The sequence below is a fragment of the Chlamydiales bacterium genome, assembly GCA_041395025.1.
In the GTDB taxonomy this organism is placed as follows: Bacteria; Chlamydiota; Chlamydiia; order Chlamydiales; family JAAKFR01; genus JAJACP01.
The window spans coordinates 1,090,528-1,114,084 of the sequence record JAWLBH010000001.1 but is presented as its reverse complement, the minus strand read 5'-3'; the positions used below and the strand labels follow the sequence as shown (position 1 = coordinate 1,114,084).

The following is a 23,557-nucleotide window of genomic DNA, read 5'->3' as shown; positions in this document are numbered from 1 at the left end:
TAATTCCAAAAAATTATAATGGCAAACTTTTAGAAAGGATCTTTACTTTTTCTTTATAATTTATCAAGATAAAAGCACCCAGTAAACAAAATAAAGAACCTATCATCATGACAGTAAAAGAATTAAAAAGATAAAAAAGAAAACTCCCCAAAAAGGGAATAAAACAACCGCGCAAACCTACAGCAAGAATATTCGTTTCTGTAAAAGGTAAACTTCTTTGCTCAGAAGAAAAAATCGCAGGAGAAAGATGCCAACTTAGTTCACTCCCTGACTGCATAAAGCCATAACCAATATATGCAATATAACAGAGCCAAAATCTCCACTTTGCTCCAATGAGAATGAGTGGAAAACAAAATGCAAATAGAATCACAAGAAAACTGAATTGAAAGAGAGAAAATCGTTTAAAAAGTCTGACCCAAAAAGGAGAAGAGATCACATACCCTACTCCTTTACAGACTGAAATTGCCATCATCATGGCTGTGTAAGAGAATTTTAGTTCATCAACAAAAAAAATCGGTAAAACTGGCTGAATCACCATTAAACCACTACCTCCAAGCATAAAAGCAAAGAGATAGATACGAAAGTCTCTATGAGATTTGATAATGGTAAAAGCATTTTTCCAAGGAAGGAAAACGGTCTTTTGCATAGGTGATCTTTTAGTGAGACTATTTGGAAGACGCACCATCAGCAGAGTTGAGGTTAATCCAATACAGGCTGTAAGAGGAAATAGAAGACGCCAAAGATTGGCATTATAATCCAGAACCATTCCAATCATAATCGGAAAAATTGTCATCCCTAAATACTCAAAAGTATTCCCAAAAGCAAAAAGACGGTGTTGTTGATCTTTAGGTAAATGATTTTTAAATAACTCTGTCCAAACTGGAACGCTCCCTCGGCTCAGCACCATGTAAAGAAAAAAACATCCAATGATCATCCAAGCCGAGTTCACAGCAAAGAAAAAAAGAAAGGGGGTAAAACGGAGAATATTCGTGAGAATAAAATACTTATTCTTTCCTGAAAAAAAACAACTCCAATGGGAAGCAAAAAGAGCCGTAGTGGGTTTGAGTACTATCAGTAAAGTGACAAGCAAAGGTGAGACATGAAATTCCTTATATAGAAGCACAGAGAGAGTGTTTAGCATCACCCAAAAAGGGACTCCTAGTAGTCTAGACCAAATAAACGCTTGTGAAATCATTCTCGACATGGAATTATTATAAGAGAATTAGATGAATTCTATACAGACTTCCCGCTTCAACCCATCAAATCTTTTTGCTAATTCAAGAATTTCTTCCTCGGAATATTTTCCATTGTGCATCTTTCTTTTAATTTCTTCGCGTGTTTGCATCCAATTTCTATCAAGTATTTTTTGAATGGTTTCTAGAAAATGGACTTCAGCACGCTCTTTATTGACTTTCTTTTTTAAAATCTCATCAATCACTAATGGATCTTCTAGTTGAGTAGCTAAAATAAGGAGATCAACTTTCTCATTCTCAATAATTTTTTCAAAAATAAGACGACAGACCGGAACAAAAAAATACGATGGTTTTAAGTAATGGCGGGCTGTTTGATAAAATTTTTCTCCCATTAATATCAGCCAACGGAGCAAATCCATTTCAAGAATCCGGTCAGGATCGAATGGTTGTAATGGATGGATGCCCTTGTGTTTTATGAAAAAATTCGAAGAAAAATTTTGTTTAATCCCCACCATTTCCTCAGGGAGTTCAAGCATAGAGGCAAGTTTACGCAGAGTTTCATGCACCATGATAGGATCTTCCCAAGTTTCTATTTGTAATTTAAGATTTTTAACAATTTCAGCTTTACCAGATGGAGAATGAAGATCGATCTGTTGGGATAAAAAAGTTAATTGAAAAGAAAGATAATTCTCTGCCTGATCTAAGAGAGGAAAAAGAGGTTCAACTCCAAATGTAGTTAGAAAGGTGTCTGGATCATACCCAGTTGGAAAGTGGACTATCAAGGCTTCAATTCCCCTCTTTTGAAAAAGATCCCCTACTTTTGAAGCAGCTGAGATGCCTGCATGATCAGAGTCAAAGAGAATGTAGGCTTTTCTTATGCCTAATTGTCTTAAAAAATTTAGATGTCCCTCACCAAATGCTGTTCCTAGCGCCGCGACTGTCAGATCTAGTCCAGATTCAATCAATCTAAGGCAATCAATTTGTCCTTCTACAAGAAGCACTCGTCTTTCTTTAGCAATCCTCCGACGTGAGTAATTAAGGCCAAAAAGATGCCGAGACTTCTTGAATAGAGAGGTTTCAGGGGTATTGATATATTTCCCTCCAAAGGTAGTTTCATCAATTTTACGTGCTGAAAAACCAATCACATCTCCAAGATGGTCTCGGATAGGAAAGGTGATTCTTTGACGAAAAAAAAGATGGCCAGATTCTTGCAGTAAACCAGTGTCCATTAGAATTTCTTTTTCTTTAATGACCTGAAATAATAAAGATGAGACAGGAGCATACCCAATTTCAAAAGTTCGAATAAAATCGAGAGTTATCCCCCTAGAAAAGAGATATTGGAGTGCTTTTCTACCTTCTGCAGAAAAAAGCAGGTATTCGTGAAAAAAACGCGATGCCGTGGTTAAACACTCTTTGAGTAGGGTTTTATTGACACCTTTTTCATGCTTTTTATCTTCGCGCTCAAGTGGAAGATGAAAACGTTCACTCAGAGATTCTACTGCTTCTACGAAAGAAAGATTAAGGTAGCTCATTAAAAACTGGACAGCATCTCCATGCACACCACATCCAAAACAATGGTAATAAGACTGCCCTTTCTGTACGACAAAAGAGGGGGTTTTTTCTTGATGAAAGGGACAAAGCGCCTTATAGACACTCCCTATGCGTTTAAATTCAACATGAGGATTGAGCACTTCGATAAGATCGACTTCCTCACGAAGTTTGCTCAGGCTATCTTTAGTAAACATGGCTTAAACTGTACAAGAATCGGGAATTATTGGTAATCTCCAAGACCTTATGACAACACCAATGATGGAGCAGTGGCAAAAGTGTAAAAAGAAGGCGAAAAAAGCCATTCTCTTATTTAGGATGGGAGATTTCTATGAAGCATTTCATGAAGATGCTGAGCTTCTATCTGCAGTACTTGATTTGACTCTTACAAAACGCCAAGGGATTCCAATGGCAGGAGTGCCTTGGCAGACTTGTGAAACTTACATTGATCGTCTTGTTTCACAAGGGTATAAAGTTGCAATCGCTGAGCAAATTGAAGATCCAAAAGCGACAAAAGGACTAGTCAAACGTGAAATTGTCCGTTTTATTACTCCTGGAACCGTGGTTCATTGTTCTAATACAGCCAATAATTTCATCGCTTCCATCACGCAAGTGGGTTCTATTTTCGGACTCGCATTTCTAGATTTAACCACTTCGGCATTTCAAATCATTGAATTTGAAAATACAAGGGAGCTCATTAATGAGCTTTCTAGTCTTAAACCATCTGAAATTCTGACGACTGAAATCTTTAAAAAAAAACATGCGACTTTATTTAGAGAAATCGATCATGCGGTTATTTCGATTGGAATGGCATGGCAATTCGAACATAAATCTGCTTATGCTTATTTGACGGACCATTTTGGTGTCTATCATCTTGATGGATTTGGACTCAAAGGCATGGTAGCAGCAATCAATGCAGCGGGTGGTTTACTGACCTATCTCCATGAAGAACTTTCCCTTCCTATTCATCATATCAGATCTATCAAAACCTTATCAGCTAAAGATTCAATGGCAATTGATCGGATGACTCAAAGAAATTTAGAGCTCACTGAGTCATTGGACGGATCCTCACAGTCTACGCTTATAGGAGTCCTTGACCAAACCTATACACCCATGGGAAAAAGGCTACTTAGAGATTGGATTACTCATCCTCTTTTAGATATTGATACGATCAATTCTCGTTTAGATCGTGTTGAAACGTATTTTCAATCTCCCAATCACATCACTGAGTTACGTCAACATCTCAAAGGTATACGCGATCTTGAACGACTGATTACAAGAATTGTTGCGGGCTATGGAACACCTCGCGATTTACTTGCTTTAAGTCTTTCACTAAAAAATTGTGATCCAATCGATCCACTTTCACCAAACTTACGAGAATTAGTCTCTAAAATTCAAAGAGCTTTGATTAACGAACCTCCAACAAGAATCCATGGAGGAGATATTTTCCGAGATAATTATCACCAAGAGCTTGATGAGCTGCGTGATTTGATCAGAGGAGGGAAGAATTGGCTTGCTTCTTACCAAACAAAAATTAAAGCAGAGACTGGAATTAAAAATCTCAAAGTGAAATTCAATAAAATTTTTGGATATTATATTGAGGTGAGCAAAGGACAAGCTTCGTTAATGCCAAATACTTTTGAAAAACGCCAAACACTTGTCCATGCAGAACGTTTTATTTCTCCAAGTCTTAAAGATCATGAGCACAAAGTTTTGTTAGCAGAAGAACAGATTCATCTTCTTGAAGAAAAACTTTTCAATGGCTTATGTGAAGAGATTGCCGAATTCAAAAATACGATTCTTGAAATGGCTCAAAAAATTGCTCAAATTGATGTCCTAGTCTCGTTTGCGATTGTGGCTCAACGTCATCATTATACGCGTCCGATTGTGGATATGAGTCAACTACTCGAGCTTCAAGAAGGTCGTCATCCAGTTGTTGAGATCAAAGATAGAGAAAAATTTATTCCTAACAAGACAGAATTAAACCATGAAAATCGTATTATGTTGATTACTGGACCTAATATGGCGGGAAAATCTACCTATATTCGACAAGTTGCCTTAATTGTGATCATGGCTCAAATTGGCTCTTTTGTTCCCTGCCTGCATGCGCATATTGGGATTGCTGACAAAATTTTCACTCGTATTGGAGCAAATGACAATCTTTCTAAAGGACAGTCGACATTTATGGTCGAAATGAGTGAAACAGCCAGTATTTTGCATAATCTCTCTTCCCGATCTTTGGTCATCATCGATGAAATTGGACGTGGAACTAGTACCTACGATGGAGTCTCTATTGCTTGGTCAGTTATCGAATATCTACTGAAAAGAGAAGTGAGAGTTCTGTGTGCTACGCATTATTGGGAACTCACTGATTTGGAAAGCGTATTTGAGGGAATCCTCAATTATCATGCCTCAGTAGTTGAAGAAAATGACAAGATTATCTTTACACATAAAATGTCTCGTGGTGGAATGAACAGGAGCTATGGCATCCACGTTGCTCAGCTAGCCGGTCTGCCATTATCAGTCATTCAAAGAGCCCATCAAATTTTAAAAAAATTTGAATCCCATCAAGGACATGAAAAGCAAATAAAAACACAGCCTAAAGAAAACCAGCTCACGTTTTTTTAGTTTTATATTATACCATCCGGTCTAGTGCATCTCATTAGGTAAATAATGATGACTTTTGACATCCAACAGTTAAAACATTTTCCTGAATCCCCTGGTGTCTATTTAATGAAAAGCGTGACGGGCACGATTCTTTATATAGGAAAAGCAAAAAATCTACGTAGCCGCACAATGCAATATTTTACCACAGGTCACGACCGAAGAAAGATGGTTCCTTACCTGATTGCACAAATTGCGACAATTGATATCATTGTGGTTTCCTCTGAAAAAGAGGCCCTCATTCTAGAAAATAACCTCATTAAAAAGCACCTACCCAAATACAATGCCCTCTTAAAAGATGACAAAACCTATTTTAGCTTAATGATTAATCATAAGCATCAATGGCCAATGATCCGTATGATCCGCTTCAAGGGAGAAGCCTCACCGGATCATCTTTATTTTGGCCCTTACACAAATGGACATGCCGCACGTCAAACACTCGAGCTCTTGCGCTCTCTTTTTCCCTTACGTCAATGTTCTGATAAAGAACTAGCAAGCCGTTCTCGTCCTTGTATTCTATATGAGATGAAAAAATGTAGCGCTCCCTGTGTGCAAAAATGCCATCCACAGGATTATCATTTGTTAGTCAAAAAAGTGATCAATTTTTTACAAGGCAAAGAAGCGACCATTCGTAAAAAATTAAAAACCGATATGCAACAAGCGATTAAAAATCTAGAATTTGAAAAAGCTGATCAGATTTATCAAACATTAAAATATATTGAGCAAACTTTAGAAAAACAAGAAGTAGAGAAGATCCAAACCCATGATCTTGATGTCATTGGAATGTTTCGTCAAATCGATCAAGTTGTTGTTGTACAGTTATTTTTTCGTCAAGGCAAGCTCATGGGGTCTCATAATCACCTCTTTATTCATAATGCCCAAGAAGATATAGATTTACTAACCTCTTTTCTTTTACAGCATTATGGAGATCAAAAACGGATTCCTCATGAAATTCTTCTCCCTTTTCCATTGAGCAAAGTGGTAGCCTTGCTAGTTGGGGCTACACTGACCCATCCGAAGCAAGGACGGAAACGCCATTTATTAGACATGGCAGAGAAAAATGCTAAAGCGCAATTTCAATATAAGATGAACTTCCAGGAAGCCCCTCTCCTCGACATTGAAGAAATCTGTGGTTTAACACACTATCCTGATTGGATTGAATGTTTTGACAATTCAAATATGTCTGGAAGTGAGGCTGTAAGTGCTATGGTAGTCTTTAAAGCGGGTAAAAAAGATACTAAAAGCTATCGAAAATATACCATCCAAACTGCGGCTCCTTCTGATGATTATGGAATGCTCAAAGAAGCTCTCATACGTCGTTATCAACGGAGCAAAGAGAAAGATACTCTTCCTGACCTTTTACTTATTGATGGTGGTAAAGGTCACCTTAATCTAGCTATCGAAATTTTAACTTCTCTCAATATTAGCACAATCGATGTCATTAGTATTGCTAAAGACCATGGACGTCATGATCGTGGAATTGCCCATGAACAAATCTTTTTAAAAGGCCAACACTCCCCCCTAATTTTAAAACCAGACTCTCCCACTTTACTCCTACTCCAAAGAATTCGTGATGAAGCACATCGATTTGCGATTCATTTTCAAAGAATAAGAAATAGAAAAAAAAGTTTAGCTAGTGAATTAGATCATCTACCCGGAATTGGACCAATCAAAAAACAAAGATTATTAAATCATTTTGGCAGTTTAAAACGCATCTTAGAAGCTTCTGAAGAGGAGTGGAAATCTATACAGGGAATCACAAAAAAAGATATAGAAACATTACGATTAGCACGTCCCCCATCCACAGACTGAGAATGAAAAAATAATATTCGCTACAGTCACACCAAAAGCTGCAAAAAATGCATAACGACACCAAAGATTCATTCTAGATTTTTTTGATTGATCAAAGCTAATCAAAAGCAGTGCAATATAGATAATCGAGGAAGAGAAGATCAGAAATGACCAAGTATAGAGGTTTAAACCCCAAAATGACTTTCCAAAAACAGGAAACCCAGGACAAATGTGCAAAGCAATCTGTCTTAAAGCCACAGCCCCTCCAAATAGAGCAGAAAGTATAGATAAACCATAATGGAGTTTATGGGGACCTAATCGACAATTCATCAAAGCTCCTATGGCTACTCCGATCATCCCAAGACGTTCTAAAAAACACAAAACACACGGTCTTTCATCTGCAAAAATTTCAATGAGAAATGCTCCTATTAAAATCGCTGTAAGAATATAGACAAGCAGTGCGTTTAAATTACGTTCCATATCATAATTTTATAGGAATGGTATCTGTCACATGAAACCAAAAAATTAAGGCTCCAAGTAATAAAGTGATCACCAATAAAATTCCTCCATATTTTCTTTTTTGAAAAAAAATAAAAAGAATAGAGAAAGATGCAAATACATATAATAATGACATCATAATTTAATTTTAAACTAACTAAGATAAAACAAAAAGTCTTTAATTTTTTCAGTCTCTACAAGGTATTAGATTCCAGAAAAATAGAACCATTTTAGGATAAAAAGAAGAGCCATACCCCATGATAACCAATGGACTTCTCTTAAACGACCTGACAAAAGTTTGAGTAAGCAATAAGAAAGGTAACCTACAGTAATTCCATTTAAAATACTGAAAGTAAGAAAAATAAAAATCGATGTGATTATAGCAGGCAACCATTCAGTTAGATCATCCCATTTTAATTGAGAAAAGGTACGCAGCATCATCCAACCTAGGAGAAGAAGCACAGGGGTAATTGGCACAAAAGTGATCGAGCTGAGTAAGGGAGTAAAAAAGGGAGTGATCAAGAATAAACAAGAGGCTGTCACTGCGGTTAAACCGCTAGATCCTCCGAGACGCATTCCAATCAGGGACTCTGGATAAAAAGTGAGAGAAGAAAGACCCAAGATAGGAGCCAGGATCGTTCCGGTAGTATCTGGAATTAATGCACGAGATAAACGTGGAAATAGACATCCTTCTAAATCTCCTTTTTTTTCTTGTAAAAATCCTCCTTCCTGAGCTAACCCCACCAAAATATTATTGGATTCAAACAAACTCATCAAAAGTAATGAAAGAATAGCATCAAAATGTTTCATTTCAAAAAAAGGCAATATCTCTAATTTGAATAAATTAGGAGTCAGTGAAGAGGGAAGAGAGAGAATCCCTTGATATTCCACCCAACCAAAGACCAAGCTAAAAATCCACATGATTAAGATGCCAAAAAGCCAAGCATAGCGAATATGGCATGCCAACATCATACTGATTATCAAAATACCACAACCAATGATCATATAATCCATGGGTGGACAAGAGGCGAATACAATCAAATGACCAGGATCAGAATGGATTATGCCTGCACTTTTTAATCCTATGAGTCCTAAAAAACACCCTAAACCAGCCGTTACTCCCAAACGTAGAGATCGTGGAATCATACGAATCATAAATTGACGGATATGCAATAGATTGAGGAATAAAAGAATGACCCCAGTCAAAAAAATGCACCCAAGTGCATGCTCCCAACTATACCCCTCTTTTAAGACAAGGGAATAGGTAAAGTAACCACTCATCGCTAAACTAGGTCCAAGAACAAAGGGATAGTTTGCCAATCGTCCCATCATAAAAGAGCCGTAAGCTCCCATAAGAGCAGTCGCAACAAGGGCTCCTCCGAAATCTATTCCCCCTTGGGATAAAATCGTAGGTACAAGAAATACAAGATGAGACAAAATCAAGAAAATTGAAATTCCAGCAAGAATCTCTTCCTTGATTCTAGGATCTTTTCCCCCTTTAAACTGCTTAAACAAGATACATCACTCGAAAAAAACTAGATGATACAGCCTGAAATAGCTGACCATTCATCTGAACATTGCTTCCAGATTTAAATTAAAAATAAAGGCATAATTTAATCCAAAATGTTTCAGGAGTTCAGCTGAAAGCCTTGTTTCTATCTCTTCTAACTGGGGCTCACAGCTCTCTTCGGAAAGATAAGGGATATTAGCTAAAATTTCCATCTTCTGATGTTTATGAAGAATCACATCACAATCTACTTTAGATTTTGGAAATAACTCTTTTAAAACTTCTTTAACAAAATGGACAACCAACCTCTCATCAATAGAAACTCCTCCCATCTTTAATAAAAGATAGCGGCGGCGCATCAAAAAAAGGAAAAGCAAGAGCAAAAGGAAACCTAAAGATAAAAAGAAAACTCCTACACTCTCTAGATCGATCAATATCTCCGGGAAAGCCCAGAGAAGAAACCCAAAGACAATCAGAAAACAACTCAAAAAAAGTGCAGTGAGCGAAATCAGGATGCGCTCAATACGCATCTACTTCCTCTTCTTCAATTTCATGATTCAAAAGAGAAGCAGGATAGCTTTCTTCTTTTTTCTCTTTATTTTCTGGAACTAAACCTTTGATGACCACATGAACTGTTGCCACATGAAGCCCTGTCAAATGGGTGATTTCCTCTACAACTTTTGTTTGGACTTCTTCTGCTTTTTTAGGAATAGAAATCCCATACTTCACTAAAATCTCCACTTTGACTTTCACCTGATGATTTTTACTATCTTGCTCAACAAAAATTCCTTTTAAACGATCTGTATCGGTACGTCCAAGAAGAGTATCAATCAAATTCCCTTCTATCAAACCTACCCCTTGGATTTTACTGAGACATTGCAAAATAATCACTTGAATGACACGTGTTTCAATATCCCGACTAAATACGGTTTTTGGGAGTTCAAATTCTTTCGTATCAACGATAGGAGCCTCTTTCATAGAAACCTCATGATTGAAATATAGAGAGCAATTAGCTAAAATATATTCCACTTATGGGAATAATGCAACTGCTCAATCTAACGCTTTTTTGGTTTTTCTTTGGTTGTACTGCTGCCTACCTTGCAAAAAAACGTGGCCGCCATCCACTGACATGGTTTTGGTTGGGATTAGGGTTTGGGCTTCCAGGAATTTTGATTTTAATGATTTTGCCCCCAAAGATCCAAACCCCACCTCCTACTACAAAGAAACAAGAGAACGAAGTGTGGTTAAAAATGTGGTATTACCTAGATCCTTCTCATCTTCAACAAGGGCCAATGCCCCTATCTAATCTTGCAAAAGATTTACAGGAAAAACGTCTCTTTCACACTTCGTATGTTTGGGGAGAAGGGATGAAAGAATGGAAACAACTGATAGAAATGCCTGATCTCATCTCTGAAATAGAAAAAATCATAACCTAAAGCTACCAAACCTTCTTTAAGAAGGCCTGGTAGCTTTAGGTACCTGGGTTGCAATTTTTAGTATTATTCTTGGCCGCTGGTGTGCTCTATCGACATTTGTTGACCGAGCGTTTGTTGTTCTTGACCATCACTCTTTTTAGCGCAACAATGATACAGTCCTTTAAAAGCAGCTATGAGAATACGACCAAGCGTTATAATAATCCCAAGGGCCGCCAGTAACACCCCTCCTACTATTGTACACTTTACCGCTCCAATTACACGTTGTATTTTTGGGTTATCTTTATGTAGATCTATCGCACCACTCAAGATATTCCCAATGACAGGTATCATGTTAATGGCATTGGAAATATTTATATATTTTCCCTCAATATGCATACTTGTACTTTTATCTTCTAATCTATAATTGTTACGATGAAAACCTACTAATCCGAAAAAGTTTCCTACTGCACTTGACATTTTTCCTCCTACATTACTAGTTATATAAACATACCAAAAATGTTAACAAAAATTTGCATTAAAATGAATACTAAATCTTTTTTTTATTTTAGTTTAGATAAGTTTTTATAAATAAAAACCCTATTAAAGAATCTAGTTTGTTTTAAATTAAAAAATGTTTTAATATAAAATATGTTTTGAAAACTAAAATTTATTTAATTAGTTAGCATTTTATTTAATATTCAAATTATTTTTATTTCTTTTAACTAGTTGAAGGAAAAATGATGAAAAGGAAAATGGATTAGAGCCTCTAACTCCCTGTTAGGGAAATATCAACCATTTACCAACTCGCTTTAGTCACTCCTGGGATCATTCCCATGCCAGCAAGTTCACGAAAGCAGATACGAGACATTTGAAACTTACGAAGATAACCATGAGGACGGCCTGTTAAACGACATCGATTTTTTAGACGACTAGGAGAGGTGTCTCTGCGCATTTTATTCAAAGCAAAACGCGCCTCTTCACGTGCTTCTTCACTTAAACTCAAGTCTTTAGCCCTTTTACGCATCTCACACCGTCGTTCAAAATTTAAACGGACAAGATGTTCACGTTTTTTTTGTCTTGCAATAGAAGATTTTTTTGTCATTTTCTACTCATAATTATCTTTTTCTGGCTGGGCCTTTTTGACGTTGTTTTCGATTGGGATCTTTTTTATTTGTGACATAGAGACGCCCTCTTCGACGTACAGACTTATCGCCTTTCGTAGGATCCGCTTTTACTGAACTCTTTACTTTCATCTTCAAGACCTATTGCTATAATCAAAAAGGGAGTTTATTCAAAATCTCTATTCTTTGCAATTGTCAATTTTTCTTATTTTTGGTAAATTTATCGGAAAAAGTGAAGAGTGATCCATGAAAAGAACTTATCAACCAAGTAAAAGACGTCGAAAACGTGAAACAGGATTCCGAAAACGGATGAGTACTCACCATGGAAGAAAGATTCTTAATCGCCGTCGTCAATCTAAACGTCACCATCTTACACCTTGTTAAACAGGTATCTTTTCCCTAAAACTTCTCGTCTTCTTTATTCCCATGAGTTTCGTCTATGCAAAAAATATGGGGTCTACCAGTCGGGGCAGTTTTTATCTATTCATACACGTCAAACGACTTCTGCTTTGACAAAGATTGGGCTCACTGTCTCTCGCCGTTATGGGAAAGCGATTCAACGCAACCATTTTAAACGGCTCCTTCGTGAGGCTTTTCGTCTTTCCCAACACAAGCTTCCTTCAAACCTCCATATTAGTGTCCATCCGCTTGCTGCTTCTCAAAGGGCCACATTTTTAGAGATTCAAGAAGAATTGATAACTTTAGTATTTAAATCCTCTTCTATTTTTTCTCATCTTTGAAAAACCCTTATCTAAACAAAGAACTCTTTAGGGATTTTTAACGAATTTGACTCCGAATATACTCCATTGAGCTAGCAATTTCTTGACGAAATTGCGCAGGCGCATCCTCATAAGCCATTTGAGCATATTTGAGTGCATTTTTCCACTCATCAGCATCGAGATAGAATTGAGCAATTGTCATCTCAATTCGCCAGACATTGTGTTGGTCTTGTTGACCGAATTGATCTAGATAAGATTGTAGAGGTTTAATCGCTTCATTAGGATTCATAGTTAAAGCTCTTTCTTGAAAGTCAATCATTGCCACAGTAAAATGGACTTGGTAATCCTCTAACTGTAATAATTTATCTCTCATTAAAAGAGCCGCTTCTTTTTTTCCCTCTTCAATCAAACAACGATAATTTTCTAATAGAAAAAAAGGGATCTCCATTTGGATACCAGCGGATAAAATCGTCTTACGTGCTTCCTCTTGCATCAACACTTGAGAGAGCTGATAGAGAACGCGTAATTCTTCTTTATCACTTGGTAGCGCTTGTAATCCAAGAAAGAGTTGATGATCTTGTTTCATTACATTTAAAAGCTCATCAGCTAATCTCTTTCCATTTTCTGGAAAATCGTTAATTCGACTAATCATTCTTTCATTAGCATCAAGAATCAGCAGAGTGGGGTAATCTTTGACTGCAAAGCGATTTTTCAACTCTTCATTCTGTTGTTGTAAGGGAAGAAAGAGAGATTGATGGATAGGGAAGTCAATCTCAACACAACGAAAGATCTGTCGAATTTTTTGTTGAAAGCCTTCAGAGTTAAGAATCTCATTCCTGATTTTCATCGAGGGCACTGACCAATCAGAACCGGTAAAAAAAAGCAGAAGAGGCTTTTTGTCTTCTCGACTTTTTTCTAAAGCTTGTGAATAATCGGATTCCCATCCATACACAAGACAAAAGTGGAAAAGAAAACATAAAAAGAAAATGCGCATACTTACGACTCCATGAAGATCATTTAAGAAGATCCTAATTTAGTAATTGTTTTAGATAATCCGCATAAGCTTTTGGACCACCTGGCTGGTAGCTTGTTTCGGCAATAAAATTTCCATTAGGATCAAGAATGATCATAGTTGGATACCCTGTGACACCATATTTCTGTTTTAGATCATTATTCTGTTTTTGCTGATTGGCAGTCAGTGTTTTTTGCATAGGAAAATCTACTTCAACAAATATAAAATCCTCTCCTACTGCTTGAGAAAAATATGATGAAGTGAAGACTTCTTGATCCATTTTCTTACACCAGCCACACCAATCAGAACCAGTAAAAAATAAAAAAAGAGGCTTGTTTGCTTGTTTAGCTACCGCTTGTGCTTCATCATAATCTACATACCATTTGATGGGTTTAACCTCTTCAGCCTTGGTCATAACTCCTCGACTCTTTCCATTCTGCTGAGCAGCAGATATCGGAATCATACTCAATGCAAATATACATCCCGTGAGAAAATATTTTTTCATTTTTTCCTCCTCATAAGGTTCTAAAAACTTCTCTCTAATTTACAAAAACTCACAAAAATTGGTAGACTTTCTTTTGAAAATACATACAACTTACTAAATATGAAAAATATATGCCCAACAATTATCATTCAACATCAAAAAGAAAGAGTGAAAAAGTGTTCTTTGTCTCCTTTAAAAGGAGACAAAGATTTTCTTTTTTATTCCTATCCTCTCAAAGTCCTTCCTCCAATAGACGGATATGTGCTTTTATCTGCTGATGCTCCTCAAATTTTATCTAGGGAGAATCGCAACCAAGGTCTATTGCTTTTAGATGGGACTTGGAAACTTGTAAAAAAAATGGAGAGTCAGCTGGAAATACCTGAAACAGTGATCTACCGGTCTTTACCTTCTGGAATTCAAACTGCCTATTTACGTCGCCAAGAGGTAGAAAACGGGCTAGCTTCAATTGAAGCACTCTTCATGGCGTTCATAATTACAGGACGACAATCTCAAGGTTTATTGGATCACTATTATTGGAAAAAGAATTTTTTGGAAAAAAATCAATCCTTGATTAACTTAAACATTTAGTTTAAATTTTTTTAGATATAATTCAAAGATGAGTGATGATCGCCAAGAATTTATCCTTCTCGTTCATGAAACAATCGAGTATTTAAAAGAAGAATGGGGTCATCTCTTTTTGGATTGTAAAGTTCCACCTCAATCTCCTCTTCCCTCAAATTCCCTACCCATTCCATTAGATAAGGAAGATCAAACAACTCCTAAAGAAAAAAAAATCCCTCCTCCCTCTACTGGTCAAGTGAAACATTCTCCATCCTCTCCACCTCCTCAGTGGTCCCTTACCCCCCTTCCTGTTCCAGAAGAAGAAGTTTCAAAATTTTCTGCTTTCTTTCCTCAACTTCCTCTTTATATTCCCATTCGCCTGATAATGACTAATCAAAAAGAGATTTTGTTTCTACAAAATGTGGCACGAGCGATTACAAGATTGATTGCTCCTGCAACTCTTTATAAAGGAGAACTAGCAACACTTCTTAAAGATCACAATGTGCTTCTCATTCTTGCTCCATTATCTCTCTTAAAACAAAAATTTCCTCGGGCAGAATTGCATCAGTTGTTAAAATTGGATCATCTTAGCTTGCTTCCTCTTGCTGATTATTATAATCCCGATTTAAAACGCCATTTATGGAACACTCTCAAATCTTTTCAAAATACGCTTCAGTTGTCCTAGACATAGCTATCGGAAAAACTCTCGATTATGGAATTCCAGATTCTTTAACATTGAAGCGAGGGATGCAGATAAAAGTTCCAGTTCGTGGAAAGTTACAACTGGGTTATGTAATTGAAATCAAAGAAAATACTACATTACCTAAAATTCTACCGATCCATTCAGTGATATCCGATGAGCCACTGATCCCAAATGATCTATTCGATTTAGGATTATGGATGAGTAGATATTATTGCACTAGCTTAGCACAAGTCATGAGACGTATTTTACCTAAGAGTGTGAGACGAGATATGGCTCACAAAGAACAGTATTTTGTCAAACGGCTTGAGTCAAAAGAAAAACTCAGAAAACTTTGCTCTGATTTACGTAATTCTCACCCCCATCAATCTAAAGTACTAGAAATTATGCTTCTAGAAGATAAGGGAATATTCCTTACCGATCTTTTAGAAAAAACCAAGGGATCACGAAGTTCAATTGATACCTTGGCTAAAAAAAAGATTCTTCATCTCGAGAAAATACGGGTTGACCGCTCTCCTTTGTTAGGGCAAGAGTATTTCAAAACTCAAGCGAAACAACTACATGATGCACAAGCTGATGCTCTGAAAAAAATTACTCATACTATTGAAAATAAGTATTTTGAAACTCATCTTCTCTTTGGAATTACTGGCAGTGGCAAAACAGAAGTCTATCTCCAAGCGATTGATAAATCTTTAAAAATGGGGAGAGGTGTCATTATGCTGATTCCAGAAATTTCCCTTACTTCTCAAACTATTGAACGATTTCGCTCTCGTTTTGATGATTCAATTGCAGTGTTACATCATCAATTATCTGAGGGAGAACGATATGACGAATGGCATCGTATCCGACGTGGAGAAGCAAAAATTGTCATTGGGGCCCGTTCTGCTCTTTTTAGTCCTATCTCAAATTTGGGTTTGATTATTGTGGATGAAGAACATGATAAAGCTTATAAAGAGAGCGAAACCCTCCCTTGTTATCATGGACGAGATGTCGCTGTAGTAAGAGGAAAATTGAGTCATGCTGCAGTAGTTTTAGGGACAGCGACCCCAAGTTTAGAGAGTTATTATAACACACAAAATGGCAAATACACACTCTCTAAACTTCCTTCACGTGCCACTCTATCTTCTCTTCCTGAAGTTCGAATTGTTGATATGCGTGAGGAATTTAAGAAAGCAGGAGGATATACAAATTTCTCAGAACGACTGATTGATGGAATAAAGAAGCGGTTGGAAAAAGGAGAGCAAGCTCTCCTTTTTTTAAATCGCCGTGGCTATCATACCTCACTCTTTTGCCAAAAATGTGGATATATCTTCAAATGTCCTTCCTGTGATCTACCTCTTATCTTCCATCGTCAACAAACACGTCTTTCTTGCCATTTATGTAATTACCAACGCTCTGATCTTCCAAATACCTGTCCTTCTTGCTCTTCAACAGATACACTTAAATACCGAGGTGTTGGAACGGAGCAAATAGAGCGCTCTCTACACGCTCTCTTTCCTGAGATACGCACTCTACGTATTGATAGCGATACCACGCGACATAAAGGCAGTCATGAATCCCTTTTTCGTACATTTAAGACTGGAAAAGCTGATATCTTAATTGGTACCCAAACTATCACTAAGGGACTCCATTTTCCCACTGTAACCCTTGTCACTGTCTTAAATGGAGATGAAGGATTATTGATTCCTGATTTTCGTGCTTCAGAAAATGTTTTCCAGTTAATTACACAAGTAGCTGGAAGGGCTGGAAGAGGTGAATTACCTGGTGAGGTGATCATTCAAACACGCATGCCTGAAAATTTAACCATACAACAAGCATCTCAACAAGATTATGAGGCTTTCTATGCAAGCGAAACAGTGACCCGTAAATTACTTGGGTTTCCTCCTTTCTCGCGATTAGTGAAACTTACATTTAGTGGAACTGACTCTCATCTTACAACCCAAGTGGCTAACCGAGTACGTGAAAAACTTGTCAAAATCTTAAATCAATATTACCTCATCCACCCTATTGTTCCCTGTGGATATCCTAAGATTAAACATCTTTACCGATTTCAATGTCTGATCCGTGGGCCTCAAACTTTTCTTCCAAAGAGCCTCATTGACCAAGTTCAGGGGTTACCTCGAGAGATCAAAGTCCATATAGACATTGACCCTCTTTCTACCTTTTTTTAATCTAAAACTGGCTAGAGCCATGAAAAACTCACTCAAGATCTTCTAGCCATAGAATTCAATGAAATGAAAATGGTAGTTAGGAACTAAAGAGTAATCAGATCTAATATTTAAAAAGGAGGACACATGAATGACTTACCCAGAAGAAAACACAAGATAGAGCGATGACAACTCACATCACTCCCCCCAATCTAACACTAATCACAAAGAAAGCACCAGATTTCTATCCCTTCTTTTTTAAAGCTGCATATTCTTAAAAAATCTTAGGAAATTTTCTCGAGCTTAAAATAGCTATCTATGATTTCTGCAAGAGGATTTTTTTAGTTATATTCCATCTTATTTTTATCATACCTTTAATTGGTAGGCGTTGGGCACATTCTCATGGGAATTTTTTAGAACTTTCTCCCAAATAGCACTTTCTCTAATAACATCAATTAAGAGGTGATTAAAGCCGTTCTTCGTTGCTCTGTCCACTATAGCCTCCATAATAGAGGGTTCCATGACCTTTTGAGTATCTAATACCATCTTGACAAATACCCATATCTTATTTTCTCCACCATTTTCCATGATCTGGATAAGCAATTGCTCTACATCAATCTCAAAACAATCTATAAACCCAAGCAAATATTTAAATATATGAAGATTTGCGATCGACCTTTTTTGAGTAACAGATAAAATTAATAAGCCCAAGTACCTATCATCATCAATAGTCATCAAGTCGAATAACTCCTTCACTACGGCAATCTTGCTGTTACTTATCGCATACTCAATCGGAAGTGTCCCCTCTTCGCTTTCCTGATTTTTACTCTCTGGAAATTTTTCCAATAGCAAACGACAGGAATTTTCATAGCCATGCTTAGCCGCAAGATGGATCGGCCACATGCCCTCTTGATTGGGCAAATGATGAGCATCTTTATCGAGTAATAGTTTCACAATCTTGTCTGTATTCTCTCTATCGTCTACATTATAAAAAGGACTGTTTGGTTTCAAGATCTGTAAAGCAAAATGCAAGGCGGTGTTACCTTCTGCTCCCATACTTTTGCTATTGATATCTATACCTGGTTGTTGCAGCAAAAGCTCGACACAACTCGGGTATTTTAATTGAGCGGCAAAGTGTAGCGCTTGACTGCCCTGATCATTAGCTGCTAAGGGATCAAATCCATGCTCTATAAGCTTAACTAAAATCCTATAACTCGATTCTTCAGATTTCTTTGCCATGTCAGAAAGGACATTTTCATACAGATATAAATTGCCCCCTACATAATCAGATAAGAAATTTTCGTCTTTAGCAAGTGCTAACACTGTTAAAGGGTTAACTAGTTTTTTCTCTATAACTTGCAATCCCCTCTTTTTGATTTCTTTAAGTAAAACCTCAAAAGCTCCTACATTCCCCATAAAAATTGTCAGAACGAATGGAGAGGTTTCAATAGGAGATACAACATTCCCGATGTCCATCATCGCCTTGATGTATAAAGAATATTCATCTTGGCTACGCAGAGAAAAATTACCCGTGGTTCTCTTTAAAAAAGATCTATTCATGTTTTTTTCTATATAGTTTTTTGTGTCCCCGTCAAGAGTATTCTTAGATATCAGATTGGCAGTCAAGAAAAAAGTCTTCTCAAGTAGAGTTTTTTCGTTCTTATCTCTTTCGAGATAAGATGCATGCAAGAAATCCATAAGATCTCGAATAAATAAAGAATACACTGTGATAATTCTTAATGCTTTTTCTAATCTTGAGGGCTCATTTAACTTATTTTTTAGCCATCGAGCCGTCGTTTCTAAGTCAATCTTGCCATTCTTATCTCTTGGAACCTCCTGCGCATTGATCAATTTCTGATCGATACAGACTTGAATGAGCTGGTCAAAAGGATGTTTGCCTGCTTGATCTACATGATCACCAATCAAGGGATGATCTAAAATCGCTTGAACAAGTTGATTCCCAATTGTTCTTGCTTTGATACTAGATGACTCTAATTCTATCTTTTGATTTCCTAAAAGTTCCCCTGCGATAGGAAAAAACTCTTTCACATTTCGAATGATAACCATTCCAATCACATTGTCATAATCTGCCTCTGGATCTCTAGATAAGATTTCCATACAATCGTCAATGTATTTATCGGGAGAAATGTAAGCAGGAAGGATATTTGTAATCTTTTCTTCCAATGTTTTCCTAATTTTCTTTCGGCTGATTGCAATTGGGTCTTGTTTGTATTTAACCGCTCGAGGCATTTGGGATAAACTTTCAATCAAATCCTTTTTGTTTTGATTGCTTAATTGCTCGAATATGGTCTTATGGCCTTCAATAAAAGCATACTCAATCGGTAATTTTCCTTCTCTACTTCGCTGATTTTTACTCTCTGGAAATTTTTCCAATAGCAAACGACAGGAATTTTCATAGCCATGCTTAGCCGCAAAATGGATCGGCCACATGCCCTCTTGATTGGACAGATGATGAGCACCTTTATCGAGTAATAGTTTCACAATCTTGTCTGTATTTTTTGCATCATCTAGATTATAGAAAAGGTGATCAATCTCAACGAAATCTAAAGCAAAATGCAAAGCTGTATTACCTTTTACTCCTGCTGTACTTCTATTGATATCTATATCTCGTTGGCCCAGCAAAAGCTCGACACAACTCGGGTATTTTAATTGAGCAGCAAAGTGTAGAGCTTGACTGCCCTGATCATTAGCTGCTAAGGGATCAAATCCATGCTTTATAAGCTTAGCTAAAATCCTATAACTCGACTCTTCAGATTTCTGCTCCAGTTGAGAATAAATATTTGGAAATGAAATAGAATGTTTAACTAAGATCTTCGTGCTTTTAGAAAGTGCTAGGACTGTCAAAGGGTTACCTTTGCTTCTCAATTCATGCCATTCATTACATCGATCTTTTATTTGTTTAAACAACACTTTAAAAGCGCTCACATTCCCAATAAGAATCGCTTCGACTAAAGGAGAGTCTTCAGTAGGAAAAAGGTACGGCCTCACATTTCTCCTATCGATCATTCCCTGGATGTGTAAAAGATACTCATCTTGGCGATCTTTAAAACTCACACCTATTCCGGGCGTTAAAATATCATCTTTAGAATTTGAGTTTAAAGTACATGGATTAAACTGATTAAATATATCTTGTATAAAAGGTACGCTTAAGTACTGATCTTTCATACAGATAATGCTGTCTTCAATTAGATTTATTGGATTCTGCTCTTTTTCTAAGTTACTATTCTGCTCTTCTCTAAAGAATTTATCTCTATGTTTTTTAATGAGTTTATCTCTATGTGCTTTAGCATTTAGCAAAACGTCACAAAAGGCATAGCGATTATTCTTTGCAAGAATTTTAATCACCAAGAAATGCGTTTTTAGAATTCTCAATGCTTTTTGTGTCATTGAGGGCTCATTTAGCTTATTTTTTAGCTGTTGAATCGCCTCTAGGTTAGTCTTGTCACTTGCATTTCTTGAAATCTCCTGCTTATTGATCAATTTATGATCTTCACATGCTGTAATAAACCTCTCAAACAAAGAGCATGGCTTTAGTTGCTGTTGAACCTGCAGGGAATTGTTCAACATGACTTCAATCACTTGATTCGCAACTGTTTTTTTTTCAATACTAGATAACTCTATGTTTAACTCTCCATTGCCTAAACTTAACCCCCCTATAGGAAAAAACTTTTTCACATATTCAATCGTAACCACTCCAATCATACCGCCATAATCCTTGTTGGTATTTTTAGATAAACATAGAAATTTTATTCGATCTTGAAAATTTAAATATGAAGACAGAACAGAGCCAACAATATTTCTAAGTTTTGGTTCAAATGTATTCCTATTTCTATCTATCAAACTGTCATATCTCATTATCCTTCGGTCTTGTTGAACCTGAATAGGAGATCGATATTCAATAGGATAATGCATCTGCAGAAAATTCTTATCTTCTAATAGAATAAAAAGGAAATCATCAAAACCTTTTTGCTTCGCCTGACCGATTACAGCCTTTATAGATTTCTCCGTGACCTTTTGAGTCTCTAATACCATCTTGACAAGTACCCATACCTCAATCTCTTCATCTTTCTCCATAATCCGCATGAGCAATCGCTCTATATCAATCTCAAAATTACCTATAAACTTAAGTAAATATTTAAATATGTGAGGATTTCGGATCAGCCCCTGATGAGTAGTGGCTAATATCAAAAATCTCGAATACTCATCATCACTAATCTTGGTCAGCTTAAATAATTGCTCGACTATGATAGAACTGTTGCAATGTATCGCATACTCAATCGGTAATTTTCCTTCTCTACTTCGCTGATTGCTAAACTCTGGAAATTTTTCCAATAGCAAACGACAGGAATTTTCATAGCCATGCTTAGCCGCAAGATGGATCGGCCACATGCCCTCTTGATTGGACAGATGATGAGCACCTTTATCGAGTAATAGTTTCACAATCTTGTCTGTATTTTTTGCATCATCTAGATTATAGAAAAGGTGATCAATCTCAACGAAATCTAAAGCAAAATGCAAGGCGGTGTTACCTAAGGCGGTGTTACCTTCTGCTCCCATACTTTTGCTATTGATATCTATACCTGGTTGTTGCAGCAAAAGCTCGACACAACTCGGGTATTTTAATTGAGCGGCAAAGTGTAGAGCTTGACTGCCCTTATTATTAGCTGCTAAGGGATCAAATCCATGCTCTATAAGCTTAACTAAAATCCTATAACTCGACTCTTCAGATTTCTGCTCCAGTTGAGAATAAATCTTGGGATATAAAATAGAATTTTTAACTATATAGTTAGGTAAGATCTCCGTGCTTTTAGAAAGTGCTAGGACTGTCAAAGGGTTACCTTTGCTTCTCAATCCATGCCATTCATTACATCGATCTTTTATTTGTTTAAACAACACTTTAAAAGCGCTCACATTCCCAATAAGAATCGCTTCGACTAAAGGAGAGTCTTCAGTAGGATGTAGAATACATCCCATCTCCATGATCTCCTTGATGGCTGAAAGACACTCGTTTGGGCAGTCTTCAAAATCAGCACCTAATCCATATCTTAAAACATATTGACTCACTGCACAGTTGAAACCATGATTCTTTGGATCTTTAACTAGATCTACATCATGCTCTGAAATTGGTAAAACCCATTGAAATCTTAATTGTTTAATTAAATGATCCAATTTGTATTGATGTCCTAGGACTCGCAATGTGGAGATAGTCGAATTTACCCACCTTCCATCCCTAAGAAGCTCATTGGTCGGACAGAAATTTTGAAAAATCGTATTAATTCTCTCAGCAACTTTATCTCTATCTAAACTCGCCCCATAGTATTTCAGTTTAATCCAAGTAATCAAACGCCAAGAACGCTTAATCACTCCACCCGCTTCTCCGAGCTTATTAGTCAACAAGTAGGCGCTGGGATTTTGATGAAACTGACCAATTTGGTCTTGATATCTCCAAAATCTATAAGTATTTTCAATATTGGACATGATAATTTGAATGTTAAAAATGATACTTTTTTATTCAAATATTTTAATTTATATCACTATTGTTTTCTATCTATTTTTGATAGTTAGATTTTTTTTAAAAAAAATGATGTGAGAGGTAGCAAATCTGCCTTTCCTTAGTTTGCATTAGATGTAGACTTTTTTATCTTTTCTTCTAGAAAGCCTTTATAGCGCTTATCTTCATATGGCAGTTGAGAGGGGAGATTTAGAGATTGTTCGTATGATATTGGATGCCTGTCCAGAGAGTAGAAATCATCTAAGTACAGAAGGAAAATTTCCGATCGAGTATGCGATAAGCCACAATGATATGGCCATAGTCGAGGAATTATTCGACCCAGCAACTATTAATAATGATCAGTATTTGAAATTTTTGATGTTAGCTACTCAAGATTGATATAAAGCGATTGCTTGTCCAGATCATGGAAAATGGTCAAGAAAATAAGATATGGGTATTTGTCAAGATGGTATTAGATACTCAAAAGGTCACGGAGAAATCTATTATGGAGACTGTGTTATTAAGAGCGATGGAAAAAGGGTTTAATGACCTTTTTTTAATTCTACTAGATCATGCAGGAGGTTATGAGATTATTACTCGATATTGATCGGCCATTTTCCCTCTCCATTAAGCACCTACATCTAGTAATAATTCCACAATCTTTTTTGTCTTCTCCCTATCATTT

General features: G+C 36.6%; 22 protein-coding genes. 10 read left to right on the top strand and 12 right to left on the bottom strand.

Features of this window, described 5'->3' with window-relative positions; genetic code table 11:
- Window positions 1–13: 13 nt before the first annotated feature.
- Window positions 14–1,204, bottom strand: coding sequence for an MFS transporter (locus R3E91_05160; GenBank protein MEZ5315576.1), 1,191 nt, complete (start codon window positions 1,202–1,204; stop codon window positions 14–16).
- 18 nt (window positions 1,205–1,222) lie between these two features.
- Window positions 1,223–2,938 carry a DNA primase gene (dnaG, locus tag R3E91_05155; protein MEZ5315575.1) on the bottom strand — a complete coding sequence of 572 codons (1,716 nt, stop codon included), beginning with the start codon at window positions 2,936–2,938 and terminating at the stop codon, window positions 1,223–1,225.
- Between the two features lie 49 nt (window positions 2,939–2,987).
- Between dnaG and mutS the strand changes: the two genes are divergently transcribed.
- Together mutS and uvrC are read left to right on the top strand one after the other, a co-directional pair.
- Window positions 2,988–5,369: a DNA mismatch repair protein MutS gene (gene mutS / locus R3E91_05150; GenBank protein MEZ5315574.1), complete on the top strand. Its 2,382-nt coding sequence runs from the start codon at window positions 2,988–2,990 to the stop codon at window positions 5,367–5,369.
- Window positions 5,370–5,414: 45 nt separating this feature from the next.
- Window positions 5,415–7,217, top strand: coding sequence for an excinuclease ABC subunit UvrC (uvrC, locus tag R3E91_05145; protein MEZ5315573.1), 1,803 nt, complete (start codon window positions 5,415–5,417; stop codon window positions 7,215–7,217).
- Here the strand turns inward: uvrC and R3E91_05140 are convergent.
- The 4 genes from R3E91_05140 to R3E91_05125 form a co-directional block, all read right to left on the bottom strand.
- Window positions 7,191–7,676, bottom strand: a complete 486-nt coding sequence (locus R3E91_05140) for a disulfide bond formation protein B (GenBank protein MEZ5315572.1) — start codon at window positions 7,674–7,676, stop codon at window positions 7,191–7,193. The genes uvrC and R3E91_05140 overlap by 27 nt on opposite strands.
- A 222-nt stretch (window positions 7,677–7,898) precedes the next feature.
- Window positions 7,899–9,209 carry an NCS2 family permease gene (locus R3E91_05135; GenBank protein MEZ5315571.1) on the bottom strand — a complete coding sequence of 437 codons (1,311 nt, stop codon included), beginning with the start codon at window positions 9,207–9,209 and terminating at the stop codon, window positions 7,899–7,901.
- Between the two features lie 51 nt (window positions 9,210–9,260).
- On the bottom strand, window positions 9,261–9,731 hold the full coding sequence (locus R3E91_05130) for a hypothetical protein (protein ID MEZ5315570.1): 471 nt from the start codon (window positions 9,729–9,731) through the stop codon (window positions 9,261–9,263).
- On the bottom strand, window positions 9,721–10,179 hold the full coding sequence (locus tag R3E91_05125) for an Asp23/Gls24 family envelope stress response protein (protein ID MEZ5315569.1): 459 nt from the start codon (window positions 10,177–10,179) through the stop codon (window positions 9,721–9,723). The genes R3E91_05130 and R3E91_05125 overlap by 11 nt, the downstream gene beginning before the upstream one ends.
- Before the next feature lie 53 nt (window positions 10,180–10,232).
- Here R3E91_05125 and R3E91_05120 point away from each other — a divergent pair, with 53 nt between their 5' ends.
- Complete coding sequence (locus R3E91_05120; GenBank protein ID MEZ5315568.1) at window positions 10,233–10,637, top strand: DUF4339 domain-containing protein; 405 nt, start codon at window positions 10,233–10,235, stop codon at window positions 10,635–10,637.
- A 63-nt stretch (window positions 10,638–10,700) separates the two neighbouring features.
- Here R3E91_05120 and R3E91_05115 read toward each other — a convergent pair whose 3' ends face one another.
- The 3 genes from R3E91_05115 to rpmJ all read right to left on the bottom strand — a co-directional run bounded on the left by R3E91_05115 (window position 10,701) and on the right by rpmJ (window position 11,869).
- On the bottom strand, window positions 10,701–11,093 hold the full coding sequence (locus R3E91_05115; GenBank protein ID MEZ5315567.1) for a hypothetical protein: 393 nt from the start codon (window positions 11,091–11,093) through the stop codon (window positions 10,701–10,703).
- 319 nt (window positions 11,094–11,412) lie between these two features.
- Complete coding sequence (rpsN, locus tag R3E91_05110) at window positions 11,413–11,718, bottom strand: 30S ribosomal protein S14 (protein MEZ5315566.1); 306 nt, start codon at window positions 11,716–11,718, stop codon at window positions 11,413–11,415.
- A 13-nt stretch (window positions 11,719–11,731) separates the two neighbouring features.
- On the bottom strand, window positions 11,732–11,869 hold the full coding sequence (rpmJ, locus tag R3E91_05105) for a 50S ribosomal protein L36 (GenBank protein MEZ5315565.1): 138 nt from the start codon (window positions 11,867–11,869) through the stop codon (window positions 11,732–11,734).
- 114 nt (window positions 11,870–11,983) lie between these two features.
- Here rpmJ and rpmH point away from each other — a divergent pair, with 114 nt between their 5' ends.
- Together rpmH and rnpA are read left to right on the top strand one after the other, a co-directional pair.
- Entirely contained in the window at window positions 11,984–12,121 is a 138-nt protein-coding gene (gene rpmH / locus R3E91_05100) for a 50S ribosomal protein L34 (GenBank protein MEZ5315564.1), read from the top strand.
- Window positions 12,115–12,477: a ribonuclease P protein component gene (gene rnpA, locus R3E91_05095; protein MEZ5315563.1), complete on the top strand. Its 363-nt coding sequence runs from the start codon at window positions 12,115–12,117 to the stop codon at window positions 12,475–12,477. The genes rpmH and rnpA overlap by 7 nt, the downstream gene beginning before the upstream one ends.
- A gap of 37 nt (window positions 12,478–12,514) precedes the next feature.
- Here rnpA and R3E91_05090 read toward each other — a convergent pair whose 3' ends face one another.
- Window positions 12,515–13,450, bottom strand: coding sequence for a thioredoxin family protein (locus tag R3E91_05090; protein ID MEZ5315562.1), 936 nt, complete (start codon window positions 13,448–13,450; stop codon window positions 12,515–12,517).
- A gap of 34 nt (window positions 13,451–13,484) precedes the next feature.
- Window positions 13,485–13,973, bottom strand: coding sequence for a thioredoxin family protein (locus R3E91_05085; GenBank protein MEZ5315561.1), 489 nt, complete (start codon window positions 13,971–13,973; stop codon window positions 13,485–13,487).
- 99 nt (window positions 13,974–14,072) lie between these two features.
- Between R3E91_05085 and R3E91_05080 the strand changes: the two genes are divergently transcribed.
- From R3E91_05080 to priA, 3 genes are read left to right on the top strand one after another with little or no spacing between them, the layout of a single operon-like run.
- Window positions 14,073–14,540: a DUF367 domain-containing protein gene (locus R3E91_05080; GenBank protein ID MEZ5315560.1), complete on the top strand. Its 468-nt coding sequence runs from the start codon at window positions 14,073–14,075 to the stop codon at window positions 14,538–14,540.
- A 28-nt stretch (window positions 14,541–14,568) separates the two neighbouring features.
- The gene (locus R3E91_05075) at window positions 14,569–15,198 is read left to right on the top strand and encodes a hypothetical protein (protein ID MEZ5315559.1); all 630 of its coding nucleotides are present in this window, start codon (window positions 14,569–14,571) and stop codon (window positions 15,196–15,198) included.
- Complete coding sequence (priA, locus tag R3E91_05070) at window positions 15,153–17,384, top strand: primosomal protein N' (GenBank protein MEZ5315558.1); 2,232 nt, start codon at window positions 15,153–15,155, stop codon at window positions 17,382–17,384. Before R3E91_05075 ends, priA begins: the two co-directional genes overlap by 46 nt.
- Window positions 17,385–17,726: 342 nt before the next feature.
- Here the strand turns inward: priA and R3E91_05065 are convergent, their stop codons facing one another.
- Window positions 17,727–22,859, bottom strand: coding sequence for an ankyrin repeat domain-containing protein (locus R3E91_05065; protein ID MEZ5315557.1), 5,133 nt, complete (start codon window positions 22,857–22,859; stop codon window positions 17,727–17,729).
- A gap of 202 nt (window positions 22,860–23,061) precedes the next feature.
- Here R3E91_05065 and R3E91_05060 point away from each other — a divergent pair, with 202 nt between their 5' ends.
- Window positions 23,062–23,271 carry a hypothetical protein gene (locus R3E91_05060; protein ID MEZ5315556.1) on the top strand — a complete coding sequence of 70 codons (210 nt, stop codon included), beginning with the start codon at window positions 23,062–23,064 and terminating at the stop codon, window positions 23,269–23,271.
- Window positions 23,272–23,296: 25 nt separating this feature from the next.
- The gene (locus R3E91_05055) at window positions 23,297–23,479 is read left to right on the top strand and encodes a hypothetical protein (GenBank protein MEZ5315555.1); all 183 of its coding nucleotides are present in this window, start codon (window positions 23,297–23,299) and stop codon (window positions 23,477–23,479) included.
- Window positions 23,480–23,557: the final 78 nt, after the last annotated feature.